This is a genomic window from Streptomyces sp. CNZ287, from assembly GCF_007827615.1.
Window position 1 is genome coordinate 428772 of the sequence record NZ_VISV01000001.1, and the last position, 22054, is coordinate 450825.

Genomic DNA, 22054 nt, shown 5'->3' on the forward strand with positions numbered 1-22054 from the left:
GGCCGGCCGCGACCGGCCTCGCTCAGGCAGGGGCGACGGCGTGGCCGGGCGCTGAGCGCGCCCGGGATCCCCGGCTTGGCTCCACTGGCCCGTGTCGGCCCGGAGGCCGTGCCCGCCGCCGTCGTCAGCGGCGGCGGGCGACCGGCTGCTTGTCGGCCGCCGGGCTCTCCGCCGGCGCCGGGGTGCGCGGTGACTCGCCGCGGGGGCTGTCGTCGCGCGGGGCGCCGCCGCGGGGCGCGTCACCGCGCGGGGCCGACCCGCGCGGTGCGTCCCCGCGGGGCTTGTCGTCACGCGGATCGCCCCCGTCTCCCGGGCCCTCGCCCTCCGGGCGGGAGCCGCCGGGGCCGGCGTCGCCGCGGTCGGTCTTCTCCTTGAAGTCGACCTTGCCCAGGTGGCGGTTCATGCTCTTCAGCAGGAACCACACCGCGACGCCGAGAAGCGCGAAGACGATGAAGCCGAGGACGCCCGGCGTGACCTTGTTCTTGTCGAGCTCCTCCGCGAGCGGGACGAGATCGGCAGCCAATGTGGTGTTCACACGCTCAATTGTCGCGGATGCCGGCGAAGAGGTCGTCCTCGGGGAGGGAAGTATCCACGAGCGACTTCGCCAGCTCGTACTCCTCGGTGGGCCAGACCTCCTGCTGGACCTCCATGGGGATCTTGAAGAACGGCCCGTCGGGGTCGATCTGCGTCGCGTGCGCGATCAGCGCCTTGTCGCGGATCGCGAAGAAGTCGGCGCACGGCACGTACGTCGTGATCGTGCGCTCCTTGCGCTCGAACTCCTTCCACCGCTCCAGCCACTCCCCGTACGGCGACTCCAGCCCGCGCGCGAGCATCGCCTCGTGCAGCGCGACGGTCCGCGGCCGGTTGAAGCCCTGGTTGTAGTAGACCTTCAGCGGCTGCCAGGGCTCGCCCGCGTCCGGGTAGCGCGCGGGGTCGCCGGCAGCCTCGAAGGCGGCCATCGTGATCTTGTGGGTCATGATGTGGTCGGGGTGCGGATAGCCGCCGTTCTCGTCGTAGGTCGTGATGACCTGCGGCTTGAACTCACGGATCAGCCGGACGAGTGCCTCCGCCGCCTCGTCGACATCCTGCAGCGCGAAGCAGCCCTCCGGAAGCGGCGGCAGCGGGTCCCCCTCCGGCAGCCCGGAGTCGACGAACCCCAGCCACGCCTGCTTCACACCGAGGATCTCCCGCGCCTCGGCCATCTCCTTGCGCCGTACCTCGTGCATGTTCTTCTCGATGAAGGCATCGCCCTGAAGCTTCGGGTTCAGGATCGACCCCCGCTCGCCTCCCGTGCAGGTGGCGACCAGGACCTCGACGCCCTCCGAGACGTACTTGGCCATGGTGGCCGCACCCTTGCTCGACTCGTCGTCGGGGTGTGCGTGGACGGCCATCAGCCGCAGGTCATCGCTCACAGATTCAATCCTCGGTAACAGGTCGTCTAGGCCGGCTTCTATAGTGACTGAGCGGACTGACAATTCATTCCGCCGTCAGCCGCAGCCAGCCGCTCTGCCGGGAGGGACCATCATGGCCGGTGCGCCCCGAACGCTGCCCGAGGGCCGTTACGGCCGCTCGGCCGACGCCCGTGCCGACCGGCGGCTGAAGGTCGTCGGCGCCGTGCTCGGCGCGGCCCTGCTCACCTTCGTGGCCTGGGGCGCTGTCGACGCGACGGCCGGTTCGAAGGCGTCCGGGGAGCTGATCCGCTTCCAGGTGATGTCCGACACCGAGGTCCAAGCGCACCTTGAGGTCCGCAAGAAGTCCGACGTCGACGCCGTCTGCACGCTGCGTTCGCTGGCAGCGGACAAGTCGGAGGTCGGCGTGCGCGACGTGCGCATCGACGAGCCGAAGACCCGCGTCGACACCGTGGTGTCGATCCGGACCACGGAGCGCGGCACCAACGCCGAGCTCGTCGGCTGCAAGGCGGCCGACGAGCGATAACAGTCGCCGTCTCGCTGCCGGAATTGTTACGATCGTGGTTTCGCCCCACCCACGAAGGCGCAATTCTTCTGGGTAGGGCGATTGCTGCATCACAGACGCATGAGAAGTTCCCCCAGCACCAGAACCACCACCGACAAGGAGCACCTGTGACCCAGACCAGCGACAACGTCACCTGGCTGACCCAGGCGGCGTATGACCAGCTCAAGGCCGAGCTGGAGCACCTGTCGGGTCCCGCACGCACCGAGATCGCCAAGAAGATCGAGGCGGCTCGCGAGGAGGGTGACCTGCGGGAGAACGGCGGGTATCACGCGGCCAAGGAGGAGCAGGGCAAGCAGGAGCTGCGCGTCCGCCAGCTTCAGCAACTTCTCGAGAACGCGAAGGTCGGCGAGGCCCCGCCGGACGACGGTGTCGTCGAGCCCGGGATGGTCGTCACGATCGCCTTCGACGGCGACGAGAGCGACACCCTCACCTTCCTGATGGCCTCCCGGGAGTACGCGAGCGGGGACGTCGAGACGTACTCGCCGCAGTCGCCGCTGGGCATGGGAGTCAACGGCAAGAAGGTCGGCGAGGAGGCGAGCTACGAGTTGCCGAACGGCAAGAAGGCCATGGTGACGATCCTCAACGCCAAGCCGTACGCAGCCTGACCGCGCGTCGGAGGCAGCAGCCCATCGCGAAGCCCCCGGAGGGAACCGAGGTTCCCCGACCGGGGGCTTCGACGTGCGCCGCGGGGCGCGTTACCCGGCGGAGTTGCGGTACTTCCGCACCGCCAGCGTGCGGAAGAGCGCGATGATGGCGACCGAGTAGATCAGCGAGGCCAGCACCGGGTGCTGCATCGGCCAGGCGTCGGACGGGCTGACGCCCGGGTTGCCGAAGAGCTCGCGGCAGGCCTGCACGGTCGCGCTGAAGGGGTTCCAGTCGGCGATGTGCTGCAGCCAGGGCGTCATTCTGCTGGAGTCCACGAAGGCGTTCGAGACGAACGTCACCGGGAACAGCCAGACCAGCCCGCCGGACGTGGCCGCCTCGGGCGTACGCACCGACAGCCCGATGAGCGCCCCGACCCAGGTGAAGGCGTAGCCCAGCAGGAGCAGCAGGGCGAACGCGGCCAGCGCCTTCGGCAGGCCCTCGTGGAACCGCCAGCCGACCAGCGCGGCGACGAGCGCCAGCACCACCAGCGTCAGCGCGGTCTGCACCAGGTCGGCCAGCGTACGGCCGGTGAGGACCGCACCGCGGGCCATCGGCAGCGACCGGAAGCGGTCGATGAGCCCCTTGTGCATGTCCTCGGCTATGCCGGCGCCGGCACCCGCCGTGGCAAAGGTGACGGTCTGGGCGAAGATGCCGGCCATCAGGAACTCGCGGTACACGTCGGAGTCCGTGCTGCCGCCGACGTTCATCGAGCCGCCGAACACGTACGAGAACAGCACCACGAACATGATCGGCTGGATCAGGCCGAAGATGACGACTTCCGGGATCCGGGACATCCGGAGCAGGTTGCGCTTGGCGACGACCATTGAGTCGCGGGCGGACTGGCCGACACCCCCCAGAGCCGGCGGCGCCGTGGGGCCCGGGCGCGCCGGGGCGGTCGAGGCGGTCACTTGTCGGTCTCCTTCGCGGCGTCTGCGGCGGCCCCGGGGCCGCCGTCCTCGATGGCCTTCCCGTCCCCGTCCTCGGCCTCGGCCACGTGGCCGGTGAGCGAGATGAACACGTCGTCCAGCGTGGGACGGCGCAGCCCGATGTCGTCGATGGCGATGCCGCGCTCGTCCAGGTCCCGGATGACGTCGGCGAGCAGCCGGGCGCCGCCGCTGACGGGCACGGTGAGCTTGCGGGTGTGGTCCGCGACCGTGACCTCGCCCTGGCCGAGGGCGCCGAGGACCTCGCTGGCGGCGAAGATCTGGTCTCGCTGGTGCACGACGACTTCGACGCGCTCGCCGCCGGTCCGGGCCTTGAGCTCGTCGGAGGTGCCGCGCGCGATGACGCGGCCGTGGTCGATGACGCAGATGTCGTGCGCGAGGTGGTCGGCCTCTTCCAGGTACTGCGTGGTGAGCAGCAGCGTCGTGCCGCCCTTGACCAGTTCCTGGATGACGTCCCAGAGCTGCTGGCGGTTGCGCGGGTCGAGGCCGGTGGTCGGCTCGTCCATGAACATCACGGGCGGCTCGACGACGAGCGCGGCGGCCAGGTCGAGCCGCCGGCGCATGCCGCCGGAGTACGTCTTGGCGGTGCGGTCCGCGGCGTCGGCGAGGTTGAACCGCTCCAGCAGCACGCCCGCGCGCGCCTTGGCGTCGCGCGAACTCAACTGGTAAAGCTGGCCGACCATCTGGAGGTTCTCGCGGCCGGTCAGATACTCGTCGACCGCGGCGAACTGGCCGGACAGGCCGATGGACCTGCGCACCTCGTTCGGATGCTTGAGGACGTCGATCCCCGCGACCTCGGCGCGCCCGGCGTCGGGTCGCAGCAGCGTGGTGAGCACACGGACGGCGGTGGTCTTGCCGGCCCCGTTGGGACCGAGCAGACCGAGAACGGAGCCTTCGGGGACGTCGAGATCGACGCCGTCCAGTGCCCGCACATCGCCGAAGTGCTTGACCAGCCCTTCGGCGTGGATGGCGCCTGGCATAGAGATCTCCCCAGGTTGGATGGAAGTCGGTGGTGGACGGTCTGGCGGCACTTCTCAACAAATGTCAGACATGGGCGGACGGGCGGACAACAGCAGGAGAATAGAACACGCGATATATCGCGTCAAGTCGCGAGTGTCAGAGCCGTGAGAGGTGGGTGAACAGTGGGCTGAGGGGGTGTGTGCGCCTCTGCGCCTCGTTGCGTACGGGCCGGGGCAGCGGCGCCGCGGCGCGCGTCCGGTGCGTCGTACGCGGGGGCGCTGCGTGACGCGTGATGCCCGCGGGGCACGGTGGGCGTCGGGCAGCGCTTCGTGCTCGTCGTACTCGTGTGTGTCAGGCAGTCACCGTGTACCCGGCTTTCCGGAGCGCAGCGAGCACCCGATCACAGTGCTCCCGCCCCTTCGTCTCCAGCTGTAGCTCGACTTCGGCCTCCGTGAGCCCGAGGCGCGGATCCGTCCGCACATGGCTCACGTCGAGGACGTTAGCGTCCGCCTCTGACAACACCCCCAGCAGCGTCGCGAGCACCCCCGGGCGGTCGGTCACGCGCAGCCGCAGCGAAAGGTACCTCCCCGCCGCCGCCATGCCGTGCCGGAGGATGCGCTGGACGAGCAGCGGATCGACGTTCCCGCCGGAGAGCACCGCCACCACCGGACCGCCCCCGAAGGTCTCCGGATCGGACAGCAGGGCGGCGACCGGAGCCGCTCCAGCCGGCTCGACGACCAGCTTCGCCCGCTCCAGGCACAGCAGTACCGCGGCGGACAGCGCGTCCTCGGAGACCGTACGCACCTCGTCCACGTACTCGCCAATGATTTTGAAGGGGACGTCGCCCGGCTTGCCGACCTGGATGCCGTCCGCCATCGTCCCGAACGACTCCAGCGCCACCGGCCGCCCCGCGGCGAGCGAGGGCGGGAACGCCGCCGCGTCCTCCGCCTGCACGCCGACGATCCGCACGTCGGGCCGGACCGCCTTCACTGCCACCGCGATCCCGGCCGCCAGACCGCCCCCGCCGATCCCCACCACGATCGTCGACACCTCGGGGCACTGCTCCAGCACCTCCAGGCCGACCGTGCCCTGGCCCGCCACCACGTCGGGGTGGTCGAAGGGGTGGATGAGGACGGCGCCGGTCGCCGCGGCGTACGACTCCGCCGCCTCCAGCGTCTCGTCGACGACCTGCCCGTGCAGCCGGACGTCCGCGCCGTAGTCCAGCGTCGCGGCGACCTTGGGCAGCGGGGCGCCGACCGGCATGAAGACGGTCGAGCGCACGCCCAGCAGCGACGCGGCCAGGGCGACGCCCTGCGCGTGGTTCCCGGCGCTGGCGGCGACCACGCCCCGGTGGCGCTGCCCCTCGCCGAGCCCGGCGATGCGCACGTAGGCGCCGCGGAGCTTGAAGGAACCGGTCCGCTGGAGGTTCTCGCACTTCAGATGGACGGGCGCGTCGACCAGCCGGGAGAGGAACCTGCTGCCCTCCAGCGCAGTGACCCGCGCGATGCCTGCGAGGATGTTCTGTGCGTCGCGAACGTCGTCCAGGCTGACGGCACCGGCCGCGGCTGCGCTCATGGCCACAGTCTCGCACGCTGAGATGGCGCCGGGTTTTCCACAGGGGGTTTTCCACAGGTCGTACGGCACACGGCGGGGCCGCGTAATCTGTGGCCCAGTTCGAATCCACATGCTCGCCCCTGTCCTACGGACCGACCCGCGCCCGTGTCCGTGCCCGCCCCCGTATCCGCAGTCACCCGCCCGCAGACCCTGCCGCCGTGTCCGCGGCGGCAGCCAGATCCGCAGCCAGTGAACGTCCTCACGAAGTGAGCACCGTCCATGCCCTCCCCCCCTTCTCCCACCGACACCCCGGCACCGGCCGACCTGCTGAACGATCTGCAGCATCAGCTGGCCGTCTTCGCCCGCCGCGCCGAGCAGACGCGCCTCGCCGGCGCCGGGCAGATGCGCAACACGATGGACCGCGCCGCCTACCTGCTGCTCAACCGCCTGGAACAGCACGGCCCCACGGGCGTCAAGGCCCTCGCCGCCGGCATGGGCATCGACTCCTCGACCGTGACCCGGCAGGTCGCGCCGCTCGTCGACGGCGGGCTGGTCAAGCGCGCCACCCACCCCGAGGACGGCCGCGCGGTCGTGCTGGAGCTGACGCCGCTCGGCAGGGCGCGGCTGCACGAGGTGCAGGATTCGCGGCGCGAGCTGGTCGCACGGCTGACCGCCGACTGGACGCCGATGGAGCGGGCCACGTTCTGCACCCTGCTCACGCGGTTCAACACCTCGGTCTCGCAGGCCAACGCCGGGCAGCAGGAGGGCCGGCAGTCCGGCCGGCAGGACGGGGAGGGGAACGGAGAGGAGAGCAGGGAGGGGAGCGCGGAGCGGGACGGCCTGGGCGGCCCGCGGGACGGGGACGGGGACGGGGACGGCTGACGACATCAGGTCTCTGCCGGCGTTCCTTGCCGCCGACGTCTTGACCCCGGCGCCCGGCTGCCGTCCTATTGGTTCGAGGGCGGTGAAGGGAGCAGCGCTGTGCGTCAGCGGCGCTCGGCACAACAGCGCCGCCGTGCCCTGGAGTTCGAGACCTTCTGCGCGGGCGCGGCCGGCCGGCTGTTGCATGCCGCCCAACTGCTCACCGCCGAACCGCCGGACGCCGCCCCGCAGGCCGAACGGCTGCTGACCCAGGCCCTGGCCCGTACGTACGCCCGCTGGGACCGGCTGCGCGGCGAGGATCCGTACGAGACCGCGCGGCAGCAGCTCGTCGCCCGCTACGCGCAGACCGCCTGGCGCTACCGGCGCACCTCCGGCGGCCTGCTCGACCGGCTGTCGCCGCAGGAGCGGCTGGTGCTCGTGCTGCGGATGTCGGAGGGCGTCGCCGAGGAGCAGACCGCGGCCGCGCTCGGGCTGCCGCCCGAGCGGGTCCACCAGATACTGATGCGGGCCAGCGCCGCCATGCTCAGCCGGCACACGCCGACCCCGGGGCGTACGCGACGGGAGGTGGCGACGCCGTGATCTCGATCACCGCCCGCAAGGAGCAGGCCGTACGCGACCTCCTCGACGGCCCGCACCCCGCCGTGCCGCCGCAGCTCGCCGACCTGGCCGCGGCGCGCGGCCGGCGTCTGCTGCGCCGCCGGACGCTGCTGCGGTCCGGGGTGTGGCTGCTGCTCGTCGCGGCGCTGGTGGCGCTGACGGTGTGGGCCGCGGTGAGCGGCGCGTGGGTGGATCACCCGGCCCAGACCACGCCGGACTTCGACGGCTGGTGAGTCCGCGGGGCCGACCTGCGGGCGGGGCCCCATGGCATCGGGCCGGTGCGTGAACGGGGGCCGCGAGGCCCGCTCCCGGTCCGTCCGGGCCCGGCTGTCCGGGCCGGGCGTGTCCCGGCCCGGTAGGCCCCCGTCCTCAGCCGCCCAGGGCCTGCGTGAGGTCCGCCAGCAGGTCGTCCACCGACTCGATCCCGACCGACAGCCGCACCAGGTCGTCCGGCACCTCCAGCGGCGACCCCGCCGCCGAGGCGTGCGTCATCCGCCCCGGGTGCTCGATCAGCGATTCGACGCCGCCCAGCGACTCCCCGAGGATGAACAGCCGCGCCCGGTTGCAGACCTCGACCGCCGCCTCCTCGCCGCCCTCGACGCGGAACGACACCATGCCGCCGAAGTCGCGCATCTGCTTCGCGGCCGTCTCGTGGCCGGGGTGGTCTTCGAGGCCCGGGTAGTACACGTGCGTCACGCGCGGGTGCCGGTCCAGCATGTGCGCGACGCGCGCCGCGTTGGCGCTGTGCCGGTCCATCCGCACAGCCAGCGTCTTGATGCCGCGCAGCACCAGCCAGGCGTCGAACGGCCCGGCCACCGCGCCCATCGCGTTCTGGTGGAACGTCAGCCGCTCGCCCAGCTCGCGGTCGGCCACGACGAGCGCGCCGCCGACGACGTCCGAGTGCCCGCCCATGTACTTGGTCGTGGAGTGCACGACGACGTCGGCGCCGAGCGCCAGCGGCTGCTGCAGGTAGGGGCTGGCGAAGGTGTTGTCGACGACGAGCAGGGCGCCGGCCTCGTGCGCGACGGCGGCGGAGGCGGCGATGTCGGTGATGCCGAGCAGCGGGTTGCTGGGCGTCTCCACCCAGACGAGCTTCGTACGGTCGGTGAGCGCGGCCCGTACCGCCGCAGGGTCCCCGGTGTGCGCGACCGAGAACTCCACCCCCCAGCGCGCCGCGACCTTCGCGAAGAGCCGGAAGGAGCCGCCGTACGCGTCATCCGGGATGACCACGTGGTCGCCGGGGGTGAGCGCGGTGCGCAGCAGGCAGTCCTCGGCGGCCAGGCCGGAGGCGAACGCGAGGCCGCGGGCCCCGCCCTCCAGCGCGGCGAGGTTCTGTTCCAGGGCGGTGCGGGTGGGGTTCGCGGAACGGCTGTACTCGTAGCCTCCGCGCAGGCCCCCCACCCCGTCCTGCTTGTACGTGGACACCTGGTGGATCGGCGGTACGACCGCGCCCGTCGCCGGGTCGGGCTCCTGGCCCGCGTGGATGGCGACGGTCTCGAAGCTGGGCTGGCTCATGCGGCCCGAGGATAAGCCCTGGAGGGGGGCCGTTGCGCGCGGCGGTCTGGTTTGCTGGAGGGGAGGACCCGTACGTGTACCAGCCCGGCCCGCACCTTCTTTGAGAACTCAGGACACATCAATGGAACTGTTGTTCGCACTCCTCGCCATCGCCCTGATCGCATGGGTCGCCGTGCCCCTGCTGCGGCGTGCCCGGGGCGGCCGGGAGGTGCTGCAGTCGAACGCGCGGGCCGTCGACCCGGCCGGAAGCTACGGCTTCGTACCCGTCGACGAGCTCGACGTCCGCCTGCCCGGCCCCGACCCGCAGCTCGCCGAGGTCCTGCGGGAGCTGCGGGAGGACCAGGACTGGCAGGCGGCCTCCCGGCTGCTCGCGCTCACCGACGACGAGTGGGAGCAGCGCTGGCAGCGGGTGCAGACGCTGGCGGGGGCGGCGGCCTTCGAGCTGGCGCAGGCGCCGGGCGAGGGCGGGGCGTGGCTGCGCACGTGGCGGGCGGAGAAGCCCAAGGACGTGGGCGGGGCCGAGGTGCACGCAGAGTTCCTGGTACGGCAGGCGTGGATGGCCGGGGCGGGGGCGTCGGAGTTCCCGGTGATCCTGGAGGAGGCGAAGAAGATCTGCGCGGAGGCGGCGATGCTGGCGCCGGGCAGCCCCATGCCGTACATCATCGAGCTGGCCATCGCCCGCGGGGCGCACTACCGCGAGGCGGACTTCGAAGAGCTGTGGCACACGGTCGAACAGCGCGCGGGCGACCACATGGGCGCGCACCTCGCGGCGCTGCAGTACGCGTGCGAGAAGTGGCACGGCTCCAGGGAGGCGGCGTACGACTTCGCGCAGCGCGCGGCCGCCTCGGCGGGGCCGGGGGCCCTGCTGCCCGCGCTGCCGCTGTTCGCGGTCTGGGAGCACCTGCCGGAGGCGAACCTGGTGCGGGGGCTGTACGAGGGCGAGGTCGTCAGGCAGGCGATCGAGGGCGCGCAGTACGCGGTGCACCACGCCCCGGCGGACCACCCGATGCTGCCGCACGTACGGCACCTGCTGGCGTGCTTCCTGGTGCGGGCGGAGCGGTACGAGGAAGCGCTGGAGCAGATGCGCCACGTGGACGGGTACGTGGGCGCGCTCCCGTGGTCGCTGAGCGAGCAGCCGGCGGCGGAGTACGCGGCGTACCGGGCGCTAGCGGTGGCGGGGTACGAGGGCGGCAGAGGCGCCGCGTTGAAGTGAGGCGGCGGGGAATGTCAGAGGTGCGCGATACGTTCCTTGGAAGGGTAATCAGCAGCGTCAGCGGAGGAGGCCGGAGATGTTCCTGAACCGCCACAAGAACCACCTCGTGACCAAGGACGAGGCGGTTCCCGGCCGCGCCGCACCCGCCTTCCCCGTCCCGGAGCGCCACACGGTGCTGGGCAACCCGCTGGAGGGCCCGTACCCGGAGGGCCTGGAGGTCGCGGACTTCGGCCTGGGCTGTTTCTGGGGCGCCGAGCGCAACTTCTGGCAGACGCCGGGCGTGTGGACGACCCTGGTCGGCTACCAGGGCGGACACACGACGCACCCGACGTACGAGGAGGTCTGCTCGGGCCGGACGGGCCACACCGAGGCGGTCCGGGTGGTGTACGACCCGGCGGTGGTGTCGTACGACGAGCTGCTCAAGCTGTTCTGGGAGTCCCACGACCCGACGCAGGGCTTCCGCCAGGGCAACGACATCGGCACGCAGTACCGCTCCGCGGTCTACACGCACACCCCCGCCCAGGCGAAGGCGGCGGACGCCTCGCGCGCCGCGTACCAGCAGGTCCTGTCCGCTTCGGGCTACGGCGACATCACCACGGAAATCCTCCCGGCAGCCGACCGCCCCTTCTACCCGGCGGAGCCCTACCACCAGCAGTACCTGGACAAGAACCCGGGCGGCTACTGCGGCATAGGCGGCACGGGCGTCAAGCTGAGTGACCAGTCGGAGGGCGGCTCCTGCCCCACCGGCATCGCTCCGACGGAGAGCTGAATCGCTTCTCCCTCACTCGTTCGAGCGGTAGGAACGGACCTCGCCTTGCATTGCAGCATCAGACCCCGGGGTGGGGAATGGTTCAGTCCCAGCGGTCTTCGTTGATGAAACGGCTGAAGCCCCGCCAGGAGTTGGGGCCCATCACGCCGTCGATGGGTCCGGTGTAGCCATAGGAGGCGGCCAGACGCTGGACCGCGGCCCAGGTGTTGGGCCCGGGAACACCGTCGATGGGCCCGGTGTAGCCCCAGTTGCGCATGTTCCTCTGGAGCGCGGCGTAGGTGTTGGGTCCGGGAACACCGTCGATGGGCCCCGTGTAGCCGGACTCGATCCGCAGCCAGTTCTGCGTCCGCATCCACATGACGGGACCGGGGACGCCGTCCTCCTCCGTCGTCGTCTTCGGCAGCGCACCACCACCGCCTATGTAGTCCAGCGGGTTGACTCGGGTGCCAGCCGGGGTGATCAGGTGCCAGTGGACGTGGGGGCCGGTGGAGTTTCCGGAGCCTGGGGCTCCGGCTGCACCACCGGAGAGTCCGACGGTGCCTCCCTTGCCGACTGAGGTGCCGTCGGCGACCAGGAACTGTGAGAGGTGCATGTACTGCGTCCGGTACCCGTCACTGTGAGTGATGGTCACAGTGTGTCCGCCGGTGCCGTTGTACGGGATGTTCCTGACGACGCCGGCGCCGGCGGCCGGGAGTCTGGTGCCGACGCTCATGGCGTAGTCGATTCCGCCCAGGGAGCCTCGGTCGATGTGGTCCTGCCAACTGCCGGTCATCGGGTAGCCGCTGAACGGGTTATAGATGTCCAGCGCCTGGGCGGGGTTCCCCGAGAGCAGTACACCGCCGGCTGCCAGGCCGAACACTGCTGAGCCGCGCAGCAGGGTGCGCCGATCCAGTCCGACGGGTGACCGGTCTTTCCGGACGCCATCGGCCTCATGGTTTCCGTGCACGTCAACTCCCTTTTTTCAAGGTGACTTGAACTAGCGATGCCGGTGCAGAATCACCATATCCTACGCGCGTAGATTTTGTTATGAGCATGACGCCATCGCACGACGGACGTCGACGAGCACCGGCCCCGACGGGTCACACGTCACGGCAGGCCCCCGGGCACGGGCGTCAAGCTGAGTGATCGGCCGGACGGCGGCTCCTGCCCCACCGGCATCGCTCCGACGGAGAGCTGAATCGCTTCTCCCTCACCCCTTCGAGCGGCGGGAACGGACTTGCACCCGGTACGCTGCCGCGAGGGATCAGACTCGGCCCTATGGGAGTAGCAATGACGATCTCAACCGCCGGGCAGCCGCTCATCCCTCAGCCGGCCGCGACGGTGACCACCCTGCGGCAGGCCGTCAGCCAGATTGCGCCTGCCGCGCTGCCGGCCTTCACTCGCGAGCTGGACCAAGCGGCTGACCAGACCCGGCAGGGCTCCGAAATGGGACCGCTCCAGCGGTTCATCGCCCAGTGGGCCGTCTACGTCCACATCCAGCGCCACCCCGACATGGCCGCACAGTTGCGCTACTGGGAGGACACCGCCCAAGGGGACGACAGCGCCCAAGCGCGGCGAGCAGTCTCCGAGATCGGCAAGATCCTGGACGCAGCACATACCGCCCTCGGTATCCCGATCCAGTGAGCACGGGGTGGCGTTGGGAGTACGACCCGGATCGCGTTCATGTAGCCGATGGCCTCCCCGAGCATGTGGTTGCAGAGGTGGAGCGTTTGGCCGGGGACCTGGTCGAGCTGGCAGGTACAGGAATCGACATCACCGACCTGGGCCATGGCCCCCGGCCCGGCAGCCTGCGCCGGATGGACGCTGCGGGCGGATGGTTCTACTTCCTGCCGGTACCTCGCGACCGTTTGATCGCCGTTGTCCGTATCGTGCCTCCGTTCGACGCCTTGTAGCCGGAGTTCTGCGACGTTCCCCGCGGTGACACTCCCGAACTCCGGGCCCTGCTCGCATCACCCGACGGACATCGGCGGCACTCGGCCCCAACGGGTCACATGGCACGGCAGGCTCGGCGGCACGGGCGTGAGCTGCCCGGTGGGCGTCGTCGGCGCCGAGTGAGGGCGTCGATGCGCGCGACGGCGTCACGGCCCTCCCGGGCACACCGCCCGGACCGTTGATGCGGCTGCCGGTCTCCGGCATCACCGTGCCGCGCATGGCGTGACGAGCACCGCCATAGCGGACAAATACCACAAAAGAGGGCTTCGACCTGAAATGCTGCGGGCGCGGGAGCGGAGCGCGCAAGAGGTGGTAGCCGATGGCGGACGACGGAGGCGGCGCGGGCGTGTGGAGCCATGCCTCCGCGCAGCTTGGCGAGCTGCTGGATCTGGTCGACGAGGCCATCGTCACGTGCGACCGCCCCGACGGGACGATCCGGGGGTTCAACCGGGCCGCCGTCCGCCTCTTTCCCCGGTTGCGCCCGGGAGAGCCGGCGAGTGCGTCGGCGCCGCCCCTGGCTCGTGCCGGCGCCCGGGGGGCGAAGCGCTTCTCCGCCGCCCACGGGGGCCGCAGGCTCCGCGGTCGTCTGCGTACCGTCGACGGACTCGCGGTGTGGCTGGTCAGTCAGGTGAGCAGTGCACAGGAGGCCGAGGCGGCGCTCGTCGACGAACGCGCCAGGTCGGCCTTCCTGGAGGAGGCCACCCAGCGGCTCGGCGCTTCGCTCCATCACAGCCGCACTGTCCGTACGCTCACCGAGATCGTCACCCCCAGACTGGCGGACGCGTCCGTGGTCGTCCTGCCCCCGAGCGGGCGGCGTACGGACTGGCACCGGGCGGGTCCGGGCGGGGCGCGCTCCTCCGGTGAGGTGGCGGTCGAGAGGCTCGAAGAGGTGCCCGAGATCGCGAACGCGCTGTACGGCCTTCAACCGCACCCCACGGTCATCAGCCCTCAGGAGCTGGACCCGCTCGACAACCTCATGCCCGCGGAGCTCGTTCCAGGCGGAGAGCCGCTCGTGGCCCAGCTCGCCGCGGGGGGCGTACCGGCCGGCGCGCTGATCATGCTGCGCGGCCCGGAACGGGCGCCGTTCGACGAGGCCGACATCGAGCTGGCGCACGAGTTGGCCGTGAGGGCCGGACTCGCGCTGGCGACGGCGGCGCTCTATACGCAGCAGGCCCACACCATCGCCGTCCTGCAAGCGAGCATGGCCCCGGAACCACTGCCCGCCGCCGACGGCCTCAGGCTCGGCGCCGCCTACCGGCCGGCCGCCGAGGCGCTGCACATCAGCGGCGACTTCTACCACGTGGCCCCCTCCGCCCTGGGCGGGGTCACGTTCTTCTTCGGTGACGTGTCCGGGAAGGGTGCGGAGGCCGCGGTGCTGGCGGGGCACCTGCGGCAGAGCATGCGGACGCTGGCGATGGTCGCGCAGGAAAGCGAACCCCTGCGCGATCTGTATCTGCTGAACGAGATCGTCCTGAGCGACGGCCACCGTTTCGCGACCCTGGTCACGGGCTCCGCCCGTCCCCGCGACGACGGCTCGGTGAAGGTGGAGATCGCCGGCGGCGGCCACCTCTCCCCGCTCGTACTGCGTGGCGACGGAAGGGTGGAGGAGATCACCTGCGAGGGCACGCTCGTCGGGGCTGTGCCCGATCCCGGTTTCAGCCTGACCGAGGTCGTTCTCGAACCCGGTGAGCTGATCCTCTTCTACAGCGACGGGGTCACCGAAGCGCGAGGCGGTGCGAGCGGGCGGGAGATGTACGGCGACGAACGCCTCGTCGACGCGCTGGCCAGTTGCACGGACATGCAGGCGGCGTCGGTCGCCGAGCGGCTGGAGCTGCTCACGACCGAATGGCTTGCCGGCCGCCCGCACGACGACATCTCCATCCTCACGCTTCAGGCACCTCCGCGCCGTGGCGCCTCCCTGCAGCGTCAGCCCGGAAGCCACGCGAGTCCCCCGTTGCCGGGAAGGCCGGGATCCCATGAGTGAGACCCGGATCCCCGAAGCCGCCCGGGCCCGCTTCGACGCCTGCCTGGCAGCCGCGGACGAGGACGCGGCGGTCGAGCTGGCCGTGGGTCTGGTGACGGGCGGCGTGAGCGCGGAGGACGTGCTGCTCCGGCTGGTGGCGCCCGCGCAGGTGAGGATCGGTGCGCGGTGGGAGTCAGGCGAGTGGACGGTATCGCAGGAGCACGCGGCCACCCATGTCAGCAGGAAGACCGTCGACGCGGTGGCGGCAGCGGCCGCTGCCCGCGGCATCATCCGCCTGCCCGGCGGGGCCGGTTCACGGGGCCACGTGCTGGTGGCGTGCAGCGACGGCGAATGGCACGTCCTCCCCGCCCAGATCCTCACCGAGGTGCTGCGACTGCACGGCTTCGACGTGCGCTCACTCGGCGGGTCGGTGTCCCCGCAGGGGATCCTCTCGGACGTCCACCAGCACGGCCCCGACGTGGTCGCTCTCTCGTGCACGCTGCCCTGGAACCTCCCGCTCGCGCACCGGCAGATCGAGATCTGCCGGTGGGCCGGCGTTCCCGTCGTCACGGGCGGGGCGGGGTTCGGTCCCGGGGGCACATGGGCGTACGCGCTGGGTGCGGACCTCTACGCGGCCGACGCGCGTGACGCCGCGGACGCACTGATGCGCCACTGGCCGCCGGTGTTGCGCGGAGAGTCGTCGGTCGAGGCGGATGCCGTAGAGGCGTACGCGATGCTCGTCAGGCAACGACCCGGGCTGCTGGAGCACATGGCGTCCGCGCTGCGGGACATGCACCCGGGCCCGGGTACGGGATCCGTCTCCGGCATGGAGCACGAGGAGGGCGCGGGGGTTCTCGGCCGGTTGCTGGATTCCCTGGCAGCGGCCGTCTACGTCGACGACGAGCGCGTGTTCACTCAGCATCTCGCCTTCGTACGGACGTATCTCTCCGCCCGCTCGGCGGACTCGCACTTCCTCATCGTGATGGCCGACGCCCTCGCCGACCGGCTGAAGGGGTCGCCGCAGGCCCTCGACAAACTCTCGGCGGGCCGCCGGTTTCTCGCCAGGGGGGAGGAGGACGACTCCGGCGGTCCGGGATGAACGAGTGCCGCGGCGCGGTCGTGGGGGTCCGGTCGCCTCCGCGGGGGAACCGACGTCCGGCGGCTCGCTCCGTTCCCCACCGGCCCGGTGCCGGGCTCACGGCACCGGGCCGGCTGGGGTTCTGTACGTACGGGCCTTCCGGCTCAGCCGAAGTTCACGTCACTGCACATCAGGTAGGCCTGGTCCAGGTGCGAGGCTTGCCAGATCGTGAAGACGATGTGGTGTCCGGAGTAGCCGGAGGTCTGGACGGGGAACGTGATGTCGGACGCCGGGGGGTAGCTGCCCGTCTCGGTGATGAAGTCGAGGTCGTCCCAGCCGAGAGCCTGGGTCTTGGGGTCGAACCCCTGCTTGCTCACGTAGACCCGGAAGAAGTCGGCTCCGTGTGATGCCTGGTCGTACAGGTGGATCGAGAAGTTGTCGGTGACATCGGTCGTCGTCCAGGGACCGGGGTTGTTCAGGCTCTCGAAGTTCTGGTGGTTGTTGCTGCAGAGCTTCCCGTTGGGAGTCCGTTCCTCGAACTTTCCACCCAGCCCGTCCTGGAGCATGCTCATCCAGTTCCACATGGTGTTGGGGTTGGCCTGGTAGGCCTGCCAGCACATGGGGTCCTCCTGCTCCATGGCCGGGTTCAGGTGGTCGTCTCCCCATTCCTCCCAGCAGTGGTAGGCGCGGGTTGCCGGGTCGACGACGGTGCCGTGGGCCTGAGCGCTGCTGGTCCAGGCCAGCGCGCCGGCGAGCACGGCAACCAGCAGGGTGAGCGCCTGGAGAGGTCGGCGGACGGCTCGCCGGGAGCGCCTGCCGGAGTGGCTTGGCTTGTGCATGGGGGGTCTCCGTTCCGGTCGGTGAAGACAGATGGGAGCGCTCCCAACTCTACCGGCGACCCAATTGAAATGTCCATGAAATAACAGACTCCGCCGGGGGCCGTGCCCGTGCGTCGGGGCGTCCCCGGGGCCTTCCCCGATCGGCCCCCGGCAGGTCCGGATACGTAACCCGGGACTCAGGTGGTGGTGAGGAGTTCGAGGGTGTCGATCACCCGGTGGGAGAAGCCCCATTCGTTGTCGTACCAGGCGACTACCTTGATGTGGCGGCCGTCGACGCGGGTGAGGGCCGAGTCGAAGACGGCGGAGGCCGGGTTGCCGGTGATGTCGGCGGAGACGAGGGGGTCTTCGGAGTATTCGAGGATGCCGGCCAGGGGGCCTTCCGCCGCCGTGCGGTAGGCGGCGAGGACGTCTTCGCGGGTGACGTCGCGGGCGACCGTCGTGTTGAGTTCGACGATCGAGCCGACCGGGACCGGGACGCGGATCGAGTCGCCGGAGAGTCTGCCGTCCAGGCCGGGGAGTACGAGGCCGATGGCCTTCGCGGCGCCCGTGGTGGTGGGGACGATGTTGACGGCCGCGGCGCGGGCGCGGCGGGCGTCGCGGTGGGGGCCGTCCTGGAGGTTCTGTTCCTGGGTGTAGGCGTGCACGGTGGTCATGAAGCCGTGTTCGATGCCGGCGAGTTCGTCCAGTACGGCGGCCAGGGGGGCGAGCGCGTTGGTGGTGCAGGAGGCGTTCGAGACGATGGTGTGGGCCTGCGGGTCGTACGCCCCGGTGTTCACGCCGGGCGCGAGGGTGACGTCCGCGCCGGCGGAGGGGGCGCTGACGAGGACCTTGCGCGCGCCCGCGTCGAGGTGGGCGCGGGCGGCCGTGGCCGCGGTGAAGCGGCCGGTGGCTTCGAGGACCACGTCCACGCCGAGTTCGGCCCACGGCAGCTTCGCCGGCTCCCGCTCGGCGAGCACCTTGATGCGGCGGCCGTCGACGACGAGGGTGTCGCCGTCCGCCGTGACCGGGCGGCCGAGGCGGCCCGCGGTGGTGTCGTAGGCGAGGAGCCGCGCGAGGGCGGCGGGCTCGGCGAGGTCGTTGACGGCGACGACGTCGAGGCTGCTGTCGCGTTCCAGCAGCGCACGCAGCACGTTGCGGCCGATGCGGCCGAATCCGTTGATGGCGATGCGGGTCATGGGCTTCCTGCCTCCCGGGTGTCTGCGGCTCCCCACGGGATTCCCGTGGATGTCCCTTCGGGGTTTCTGCGCTTTCCCGTAGGTTCGCCCGCCCTGCCGCTCCCTGACAGCGGCCCGGGTGCCATCCTCCGCAAGGATCTCGCCAGCTACTCGCCCCGCGCGAACGTGCGCCGGTACTCGCTCGGCGTCGTCCCCAGAATCTGCTGGAAGTGCAGCCGCAGGTTGGCGCCCGTGCCGAGGCCCACGCGGTCCGCGATCTGCTCCACGCTCTGCTCGGACCGCTCCAGCAGCTCGCGCGCCACGTCGATGCGCGCCCGCATGATCCACTGCATCGGCGTGTACCCGGTGTCGTCCACGAAGCGCCGCGAGAACGTGCGCGTCGACACCCCCGCGTGCCGCGCCAGCGCCTCCAGCGTCAGCGGCTCGCCGAGCCGGTGCAGCGCCCACTCCCGGGTCGCGGCGAACCGCTCGCCGAGCGGCTCCGGCACGCTGCGCGGCACGTACTGCGCCTGGCCGCCGCTGCGGTACGGGGCCGCCACCAGGCGCCGCGCGGCGTGGTTGGACGCGGCCACGCCGAGGTCACCGCGGAGGATGTGCAGGCACAGGTCGATGCCGGAGGCGGCGCCCGCGGAGGTCAGGACGCTGCCTTCGTCGACGAAGAGCACGTTCTCGTCGACCCGTACCTCCGGGTGCTTCGCGGCGAGCGCGCGCGTGTAGTGCCAGTGGGTGGTGGCGCGGCGGCCGTCGAGGAGGCCGGTGGCGGCGAGGGCGAAGGCGCCGGTCGAGATGGCGGCGAGGCGGGCGCCGCGGCGGTGGGCGGCGATCAGGGCCTCGGTGACGGCGGGCGGCGGGTCGTCGCGGTCGGGGAACCGGTAGCCGGGTACGAAGACGATGTCCGCCCAGGTCAGCGCGGACAGGCCGTGTGCGACGTGGTACGAGAGCCCGTCGCCGCCGGCCACCAGCCCCGGTGCGGCGCCGCAGACGCGGACCTCGTACGGCATGCTCCGGCGGGTGCTGAAGACCTGCGCGGGGATGCCGGCGTCGAGGGGTTTGGCCCCTTCCAGTACGAGGACGGCGGCGCGGCGGAGGCGGGAGGCTGGCACGGGGACACGGTACGTGCCCGGTCCGCGGATCCTCAGTCGCGCGGGAAGTACGTGCCCGGCGGTGCCCCCACGGTGCGGTGGAATGCCGCGACGAACGCGCTCGACGAGGCGTAGCCGACGTGCCGGGCGGCGGTGGCCACCGTCGCGCCGGAGGCGAGCAGCGGCAGGGACGCCTGGAGGCGCAGGTGCGTACGCCAGCGGCCGAAGGGCATGCCCGTCTCGGCGACGAAGAGGCGCGCCAGCGTGCGGGGCGCCGCGCCGGCGTACGGGGACCACTCCGCGAGCGTGCGGGCGTCCGCCGGGGTGTCGCGCAGGGCCTCGGCGACGGCGCGGGGGCGGGGGTCGTGGGGCATGGGCGCCAGGACCGGCGTCGGGGCGACGGGGGCGAGCTGGTCGAGGAGCACGGCCTCCGCGCGGGCGCGGGCGGCCGGGGCGGGGGCGTCGTCGGCGAGGTGGTCGCTGAGGGCCCGCAGCAGCGGGGTCACGGCCACGACGGTCGGCTCCGGCCACCCGGGCCGGTCCGCCGGCGGGCGCGTACGGAGCGGGGGGTCGGCGGCCGTCGGGGCCGGGCCCGGATATCGGACGTACAGCGTCCGCGGCTCCGTCGTGCCCGCCGTCCCCGTCGCGTGGCGTACGCCCGGGGGGATCCACAGCGCCGTCGTCGCCGGCAGCACCCACGTGCGGCCCAGCGCCCGCACCATCAGGACTCCGCTGCCCGCCCACGTCAGTTGCGGCACGGGGTGGCGGTGGCGGTCGGTCCAGCCGCCGCCCGCCGCCGCGAGGCCCGCCACGAGCACCGCACCGCCCCCGTGGGCGGAAGCGGAAGCGGAATCGGTAGGCGGTGCGGGGCCGTTCAGCGACATGGCTGGCCAGACTAGCGCGTGGCGGCCACTCCCCACCCCGCCCGTCCGCCGGGCGAAGCGGAAGCGCTCGAACGGGTCCCGGCCGGGTAGGAACCGGCATGCGCCCCGTGGACTACGACCACCGCCTCCACCGTACTTACGCCGCAGGCCGCGCCCTCACCGACGCCCAGCGCACCGCCTGGTCCCGCGCCTTCGCCGCCCGCCTGCCCGCCGCCCGTCCGCTGCGCGCGCTGGACCTCGGGTCCGGCACCGGGCGGTTCACGCCGCTGCTCGCCGCGGAGTTCGGCGGTCCGGTCACCGGGGCCGAGCCGTCGGCGCGGATGCGCGAGCAGGCCGTCGCCCACGCCGCGCATCCGCGGGCCGCGTACGTCCCGGGGCGGGCCGAGGCGCTGCCGCTGCCCGACGAGTCGGCCGATTTCGCGCTCTGCTTCCTGGTCTGGCATCACGTACGGGACAAGCCCGCCGGCGCGCGCGAGCTGCACCGCGTCGTACGGCCCGGCGGCACCCTGCTGCTGCGTACCGAACTCACCGACTCGCACGAGCGCGTTGACCAGGGTGGTCTTGCCGACGCCGCTGTGGCCGACGAAGGCGGTCACGCGCGGTCGGTGAGCAGGTCCAGCACGCGGGCGGCGCCCTCGCCGGTGGCCAGCTCGTCGCGGTTGCAGGCAACGGCCCGGACGCCCAGCGGCGCGTACGACTCCAGCAGCTCGCTGCCCGACTTGTGGTACCTCGACGCCTTCCCGCGCGGGCGCGACGTCCTCGCCGCGCTCTACCAGCCGCTGTCAGTGCTGCGCGCTACGTTCGAGACGGCGGGATGGGAGCTGAAAAGGGTGGGAGAAGTCGGGCTGCCGGCGCCCGGGACGTGGGCGGGGGCGCTGGCCCGGTTGCGTACGCGCGCGTTCTCGATCTTCGAGCACATGCCGGAGGCCGACATCGAGGCGGGCTTCGCGGAGTGGGAGCGCCGGGTGGCCGCGGCGCCGCAGGCGCCCGCGCCGGTGACGCCGGGGACGGTGGTCACCTTCCGGCGCGGGTGAGGGCGGCCGGACTCACCAGACGCCCACCTCGCTGTTCGGCTTGATCTGCGCCACCACCGGCACGGCCTCGCCCACGGTCTCGACCGCCTCCACCGACCACGGCCCGACCGCGACGAACACGACGTGCTCGATCCCGAACTCCGCGAACGACTCGCACCGCTCCGCCACCGACTCCGCCGGCTCCCCCACCTCCATCCGGGCGGTGACCGTCTTCTCCACCTCCCAGAACGGCCGCCCCGCCGCCGCGCAGTGGTCCGCGAGCACGTCCAGCTCGCGGCGGAGCGTCAGGCCGCCGTCCGGTACGTCGAAGAAGTTGCACGCGTCCGCGTACTGCGCCGCCAGCCGCAGCATCGGCCCGTCGCCCACACCGCCGACGAGCACCGCGGGCCGCGGCCGCTGCACCGGCTGCGGGCTGCACACCGGGTAGTCCAGCGTGAAGTGCCGCCCGTCGAACGCGCCGGTGTCGCCCGCCCACATCTGCTGCGCCAGCCGCAGCGTCTCCTCCAGCCGCTCGACCCGCTCGACCGCGGGCGGCAGGGACAGGCCCATCGCGTACGCCTCGTCCTCGCGGTAGCCGGCGCCGAGGCCGAGCCAGGCGCGGCCGCCGGAGAGCACGTCGAGGGTGGTGACGGCCTTGACGAGCAGCGCGGGCGGGCGGTAGGTGACGCCGGTGACCATCGTGCCGATGCGGACGTGCTCGGTGCGCGCGGCCAGGTAGCCGAGGGTGGTGTACGCCTCCAGCACCGGCTCGTCCGGCGTGCACGTGGGGTCGGCCTGCAGCAGGTGGTCACCGACCCACACGGTGTCCACGCCCGCCGTGTCCGCCGCGCCGGCGACCTCGGCGAGCGCGGGCGCGAGGGCCGTGGGACCGCCGGGCCAGGAGAAGTCGGTGACGTTGATGCTGATGCGCATGGTGGGCGGCCTCCTCGTCGCTTACACGCAGTCTGCCTGTGACGGCGTGTGCCGGTCGTCCGTCCACAGGAGTCAACATTCTTACTCCCAGGGGAGTAACGG

Annotated in this window: 24 protein-coding genes; 12 read left to right on the plus strand and 12 right to left on the minus strand. The window is 72.0% G+C overall.

Features of this window, described 5'->3' with window-relative positions; translation table 11 throughout:
- Positions 1–124: 124 nt before the first annotated feature.
- On the minus strand, positions 125–535 hold the full coding sequence (locus FB457_RS01880) for a hypothetical protein (RefSeq protein ID WP_047017752.1): 411 nt from the start codon (positions 533–535) through the stop codon (positions 125–127).
- A 4-nt stretch (positions 536–539) separates the two neighbouring features.
- Positions 540–1412, minus strand: coding sequence for a mycothiol conjugate amidase Mca (mca, locus tag FB457_RS01885; protein ID WP_047017751.1), 873 nt, complete (start codon positions 1410–1412; stop codon positions 540–542).
- A 112-nt stretch (positions 1413–1524) separates the two neighbouring features.
- Here mca and FB457_RS01890 point away from each other — a divergent pair, with 112 nt between their 5' ends.
- A complete protein-coding gene (locus tag FB457_RS01890; protein WP_047017750.1) occupies positions 1525–1935 on the plus strand; it encodes a DUF4307 domain-containing protein in 411 nt (136 codons plus the stop codon).
- A 146-nt stretch (positions 1936–2081) separates the two neighbouring features.
- Positions 2082–2579 (plus strand): transcription elongation factor GreA, encoded by a 498-nt coding sequence (greA, locus tag FB457_RS01895; RefSeq protein WP_027771611.1) that lies wholly within the window; start codon positions 2082–2084, stop codon positions 2577–2579.
- 90 nt (positions 2580–2669) lie between these two features.
- Here the strand turns inward: greA and FB457_RS01900 are convergent, their stop codons facing one another.
- The 3 genes from FB457_RS01900 to ilvA all read right to left on the minus strand — a co-directional run bounded on the left by FB457_RS01900 (position 2670) and on the right by ilvA (position 6098).
- Positions 2670–3527 (minus strand): ABC transporter permease, encoded by an 858-nt coding sequence (locus tag FB457_RS01900; RefSeq protein ID WP_047017749.1) that lies wholly within the window; start codon positions 3525–3527, stop codon positions 2670–2672.
- A complete protein-coding gene (locus FB457_RS01905; RefSeq protein WP_047017748.1) occupies positions 3524–4543 on the minus strand; it encodes an ATP-binding cassette domain-containing protein in 1020 nt (339 codons plus the stop codon). The genes FB457_RS01900 and FB457_RS01905 overlap by 4 nt, the downstream gene beginning before the upstream one ends.
- A gap of 331 nt (positions 4544–4874) precedes the next feature.
- On the minus strand, positions 4875–6098 hold the full coding sequence (gene ilvA / locus FB457_RS01910; protein WP_145780569.1) for a threonine ammonia-lyase: 1224 nt from the start codon (positions 6096–6098) through the stop codon (positions 4875–4877).
- A 258-nt stretch (positions 6099–6356) separates the two neighbouring features.
- Between ilvA and FB457_RS01915 the strand changes: the two genes are divergently transcribed.
- From FB457_RS01915 to FB457_RS01925, 3 genes are all read left to right on the plus strand, one after another.
- Entirely contained in the window at positions 6357–6959 is a 603-nt protein-coding gene (locus tag FB457_RS01915) for a MarR family winged helix-turn-helix transcriptional regulator (protein ID WP_047017746.1), read from the plus strand.
- A 99-nt stretch (positions 6960–7058) separates the two neighbouring features.
- Complete coding sequence (locus FB457_RS01920) at positions 7059–7538, plus strand: sigma factor-like helix-turn-helix DNA-binding protein (protein ID WP_145780571.1); 480 nt, start codon at positions 7059–7061, stop codon at positions 7536–7538.
- Positions 7535–7789 carry a hypothetical protein gene (locus FB457_RS01925; protein WP_047017744.1) on the plus strand — a complete coding sequence of 85 codons (255 nt, stop codon included), beginning with the start codon at positions 7535–7537 and terminating at the stop codon, positions 7787–7789. Before FB457_RS01920 ends, FB457_RS01925 begins: the two co-directional genes overlap by 4 nt.
- 136 nt (positions 7790–7925) lie before the next feature.
- Here the strand turns inward: FB457_RS01925 and FB457_RS01930 are convergent, their stop codons facing one another.
- Positions 7926–9071 carry a cystathionine gamma-synthase gene (locus tag FB457_RS01930; protein ID WP_047017743.1) on the minus strand — a complete coding sequence of 382 codons (1146 nt, stop codon included), beginning with the start codon at positions 9069–9071 and terminating at the stop codon, positions 7926–7928.
- Positions 9072–9192: 121 nt separating this feature from the next.
- Between FB457_RS01930 and FB457_RS01935 the strand changes: the two genes are divergently transcribed.
- Entirely contained in the window at positions 9193–10284 is a 1092-nt protein-coding gene (locus FB457_RS01935; RefSeq protein WP_047017742.1) for a membrane protein, read from the plus strand.
- A gap of 76 nt (positions 10285–10360) precedes the next feature.
- Positions 10361–11053 (plus strand): peptide-methionine (S)-S-oxide reductase MsrA, encoded by a 693-nt coding sequence (msrA, locus tag FB457_RS01940; protein WP_047017741.1) that lies wholly within the window; start codon positions 10361–10363, stop codon positions 11051–11053.
- An 82-nt stretch (positions 11054–11135) separates the two neighbouring features.
- Here the strand turns inward: msrA and FB457_RS01945 are convergent, their stop codons facing one another.
- On the minus strand, positions 11136–11999 hold the full coding sequence (locus tag FB457_RS01945; RefSeq protein WP_145780573.1) for a peptidoglycan DD-metalloendopeptidase family protein: 864 nt from the start codon (positions 11997–11999) through the stop codon (positions 11136–11138).
- 323 nt (positions 12000–12322) lie between these two features.
- On the opposite strand from FB457_RS01945, the gene FB457_RS01950 reads away from it, so the two are divergent.
- The 4 genes from FB457_RS01950 to FB457_RS01965 all read left to right on the plus strand — a co-directional run bounded on the left by FB457_RS01950 (position 12323) and on the right by FB457_RS01965 (position 16047).
- Complete coding sequence (locus tag FB457_RS01950; protein ID WP_047017739.1) at positions 12323–12676, plus strand: hypothetical protein; 354 nt, start codon at positions 12323–12325, stop codon at positions 12674–12676.
- Complete coding sequence (locus tag FB457_RS01955) at positions 12673–12945, plus strand: hypothetical protein (RefSeq protein ID WP_145780575.1); 273 nt, start codon at positions 12673–12675, stop codon at positions 12943–12945. The genes FB457_RS01950 and FB457_RS01955 overlap by 4 nt, the downstream gene beginning before the upstream one ends.
- A gap of 359 nt (positions 12946–13304) precedes the next feature.
- Positions 13305–14969 carry a PP2C family protein-serine/threonine phosphatase gene (locus FB457_RS01960; RefSeq protein WP_047017737.1) on the plus strand — a complete coding sequence of 555 codons (1665 nt, stop codon included), beginning with the start codon at positions 13305–13307 and terminating at the stop codon, positions 14967–14969.
- Complete coding sequence (locus FB457_RS01965; protein ID WP_145780577.1) at positions 14962–16047, plus strand: cobalamin-dependent protein; 1086 nt, start codon at positions 14962–14964, stop codon at positions 16045–16047. The genes FB457_RS01960 and FB457_RS01965 overlap by 8 nt, the downstream gene beginning before the upstream one ends.
- Before the next feature lie 143 nt (positions 16048–16190).
- Here the strand turns inward: FB457_RS01965 and FB457_RS01970 are convergent, their stop codons facing one another.
- The 4 genes from FB457_RS01970 to FB457_RS01985 all read right to left on the minus strand — a co-directional run bounded on the left by FB457_RS01970 (position 16191) and on the right by FB457_RS01985 (position 20006).
- Positions 16191–16865, minus strand: coding sequence for a lytic polysaccharide monooxygenase (locus FB457_RS01970; protein ID WP_107086151.1), 675 nt, complete (start codon positions 16863–16865; stop codon positions 16191–16193).
- 176 nt (positions 16866–17041) lie between these two features.
- A complete protein-coding gene (gene gap / locus FB457_RS01975) occupies positions 17042–18040 on the minus strand; it encodes a type I glyceraldehyde-3-phosphate dehydrogenase (RefSeq protein WP_145780579.1) in 999 nt (332 codons plus the stop codon).
- A 146-nt stretch (positions 18041–18186) separates the two neighbouring features.
- On the minus strand, positions 18187–19143 hold the full coding sequence (locus FB457_RS01980) for a GlxA family transcriptional regulator (RefSeq protein ID WP_047017734.1): 957 nt from the start codon (positions 19141–19143) through the stop codon (positions 18187–18189).
- A gap of 32 nt (positions 19144–19175) precedes the next feature.
- Positions 19176–20006: an AraC family transcriptional regulator gene (locus tag FB457_RS01985; RefSeq protein WP_253911401.1), complete on the minus strand. Its 831-nt coding sequence runs from the start codon at positions 20004–20006 to the stop codon at positions 19176–19178.
- A 98-nt stretch (positions 20007–20104) separates the two neighbouring features.
- Between FB457_RS01985 and FB457_RS35810 the strand changes: the two genes are divergently transcribed.
- Positions 20105–21040 carry a class I SAM-dependent methyltransferase gene (locus FB457_RS35810; protein WP_486588900.1) on the plus strand — a complete coding sequence of 312 codons (936 nt, stop codon included), beginning with the start codon at positions 20105–20107 and terminating at the stop codon, positions 21038–21040.
- 12 nt (positions 21041–21052) lie between these two features.
- On the opposite strand, the gene FB457_RS02005 is transcribed toward FB457_RS35810, so the two are convergent.
- Complete coding sequence (locus FB457_RS02005; protein WP_047017731.1) at positions 21053–21952, minus strand: TIGR03560 family F420-dependent LLM class oxidoreductase; 900 nt, start codon at positions 21950–21952, stop codon at positions 21053–21055.
- Between the last annotated feature and the right edge of the window lie 102 nt (positions 21953–22054).

Excerpts from the sequence above, each read along its gene's own strand:
- FB457_RS01890 (WP_047017750.1), top strand. The coding sequence starts at position 1,525 with ATGGCCGGTGCGCCCCGAACGCTGCCCGAGGGCCGTTACGGCCGCTCG.
- FB457_RS01905 (WP_047017748.1), bottom strand. The coding sequence starts at position 4,543 with ATGCCAGGCGCCATCCACGCCGAAGGGCTGGTCAAGCACTTCGGCGAT.
- ilvA (WP_145780569.1), bottom strand. The coding sequence starts at position 6,098 with ATGAGCGCAGCCGCGGCCGGTGCCGTCAGCCTGGACGACGTTCGCGAC.
- FB457_RS01915 (WP_047017746.1), top strand. The coding sequence starts at position 6,357 with ATGCCCTCCCCCCCTTCTCCCACCGACACCCCGGCACCGGCCGACCTG.
- FB457_RS01930 (WP_047017743.1), bottom strand. The coding sequence starts at position 9,071 with ATGAGCCAGCCCAGCTTCGAGACCGTCGCCATCCACGCGGGCCAGGAG.
- FB457_RS01935 (WP_047017742.1), top strand. The coding sequence starts at position 9,193 with ATGGAACTGTTGTTCGCACTCCTCGCCATCGCCCTGATCGCATGGGTC.
- msrA (WP_047017741.1), top strand. The coding sequence starts at position 10,361 with ATGTTCCTGAACCGCCACAAGAACCACCTCGTGACCAAGGACGAGGCG.
- FB457_RS01950 (WP_047017739.1), top strand. The coding sequence starts at position 12,323 with ATGACGATCTCAACCGCCGGGCAGCCGCTCATCCCTCAGCCGGCCGCG.
- FB457_RS01960 (WP_047017737.1), top strand. The coding sequence starts at position 13,305 with ATGGCGGACGACGGAGGCGGCGCGGGCGTGTGGAGCCATGCCTCCGCG.
- FB457_RS01965 (WP_145780577.1), top strand. The coding sequence starts at position 14,962 with ATGAGTGAGACCCGGATCCCCGAAGCCGCCCGGGCCCGCTTCGACGCC.
- FB457_RS01970 (WP_107086151.1), bottom strand. The coding sequence starts at position 16,865 with ATGCACAAGCCAAGCCACTCCGGCAGGCGCTCCCGGCGAGCCGTCCGC.
- gap (WP_145780579.1), bottom strand. The coding sequence starts at position 18,040 with ATGACCCGCATCGCCATCAACGGATTCGGCCGCATCGGCCGCAACGTG.
- FB457_RS01985 (WP_253911401.1), bottom strand. The coding sequence starts at position 20,006 with ATGTCGCTGAACGGCCCCGCACCGCCTACCGATTCCGCTTCCGCTTCC.
- FB457_RS35810 (WP_486588900.1), top strand. The coding sequence starts at position 20,105 with ATGCGCCCCGTGGACTACGACCACCGCCTCCACCGTACTTACGCCGCA.
- FB457_RS02005 (WP_047017731.1), bottom strand. The coding sequence starts at position 21,952 with ATGCGCATCAGCATCAACGTCACCGACTTCTCCTGGCCCGGCGGTCCC.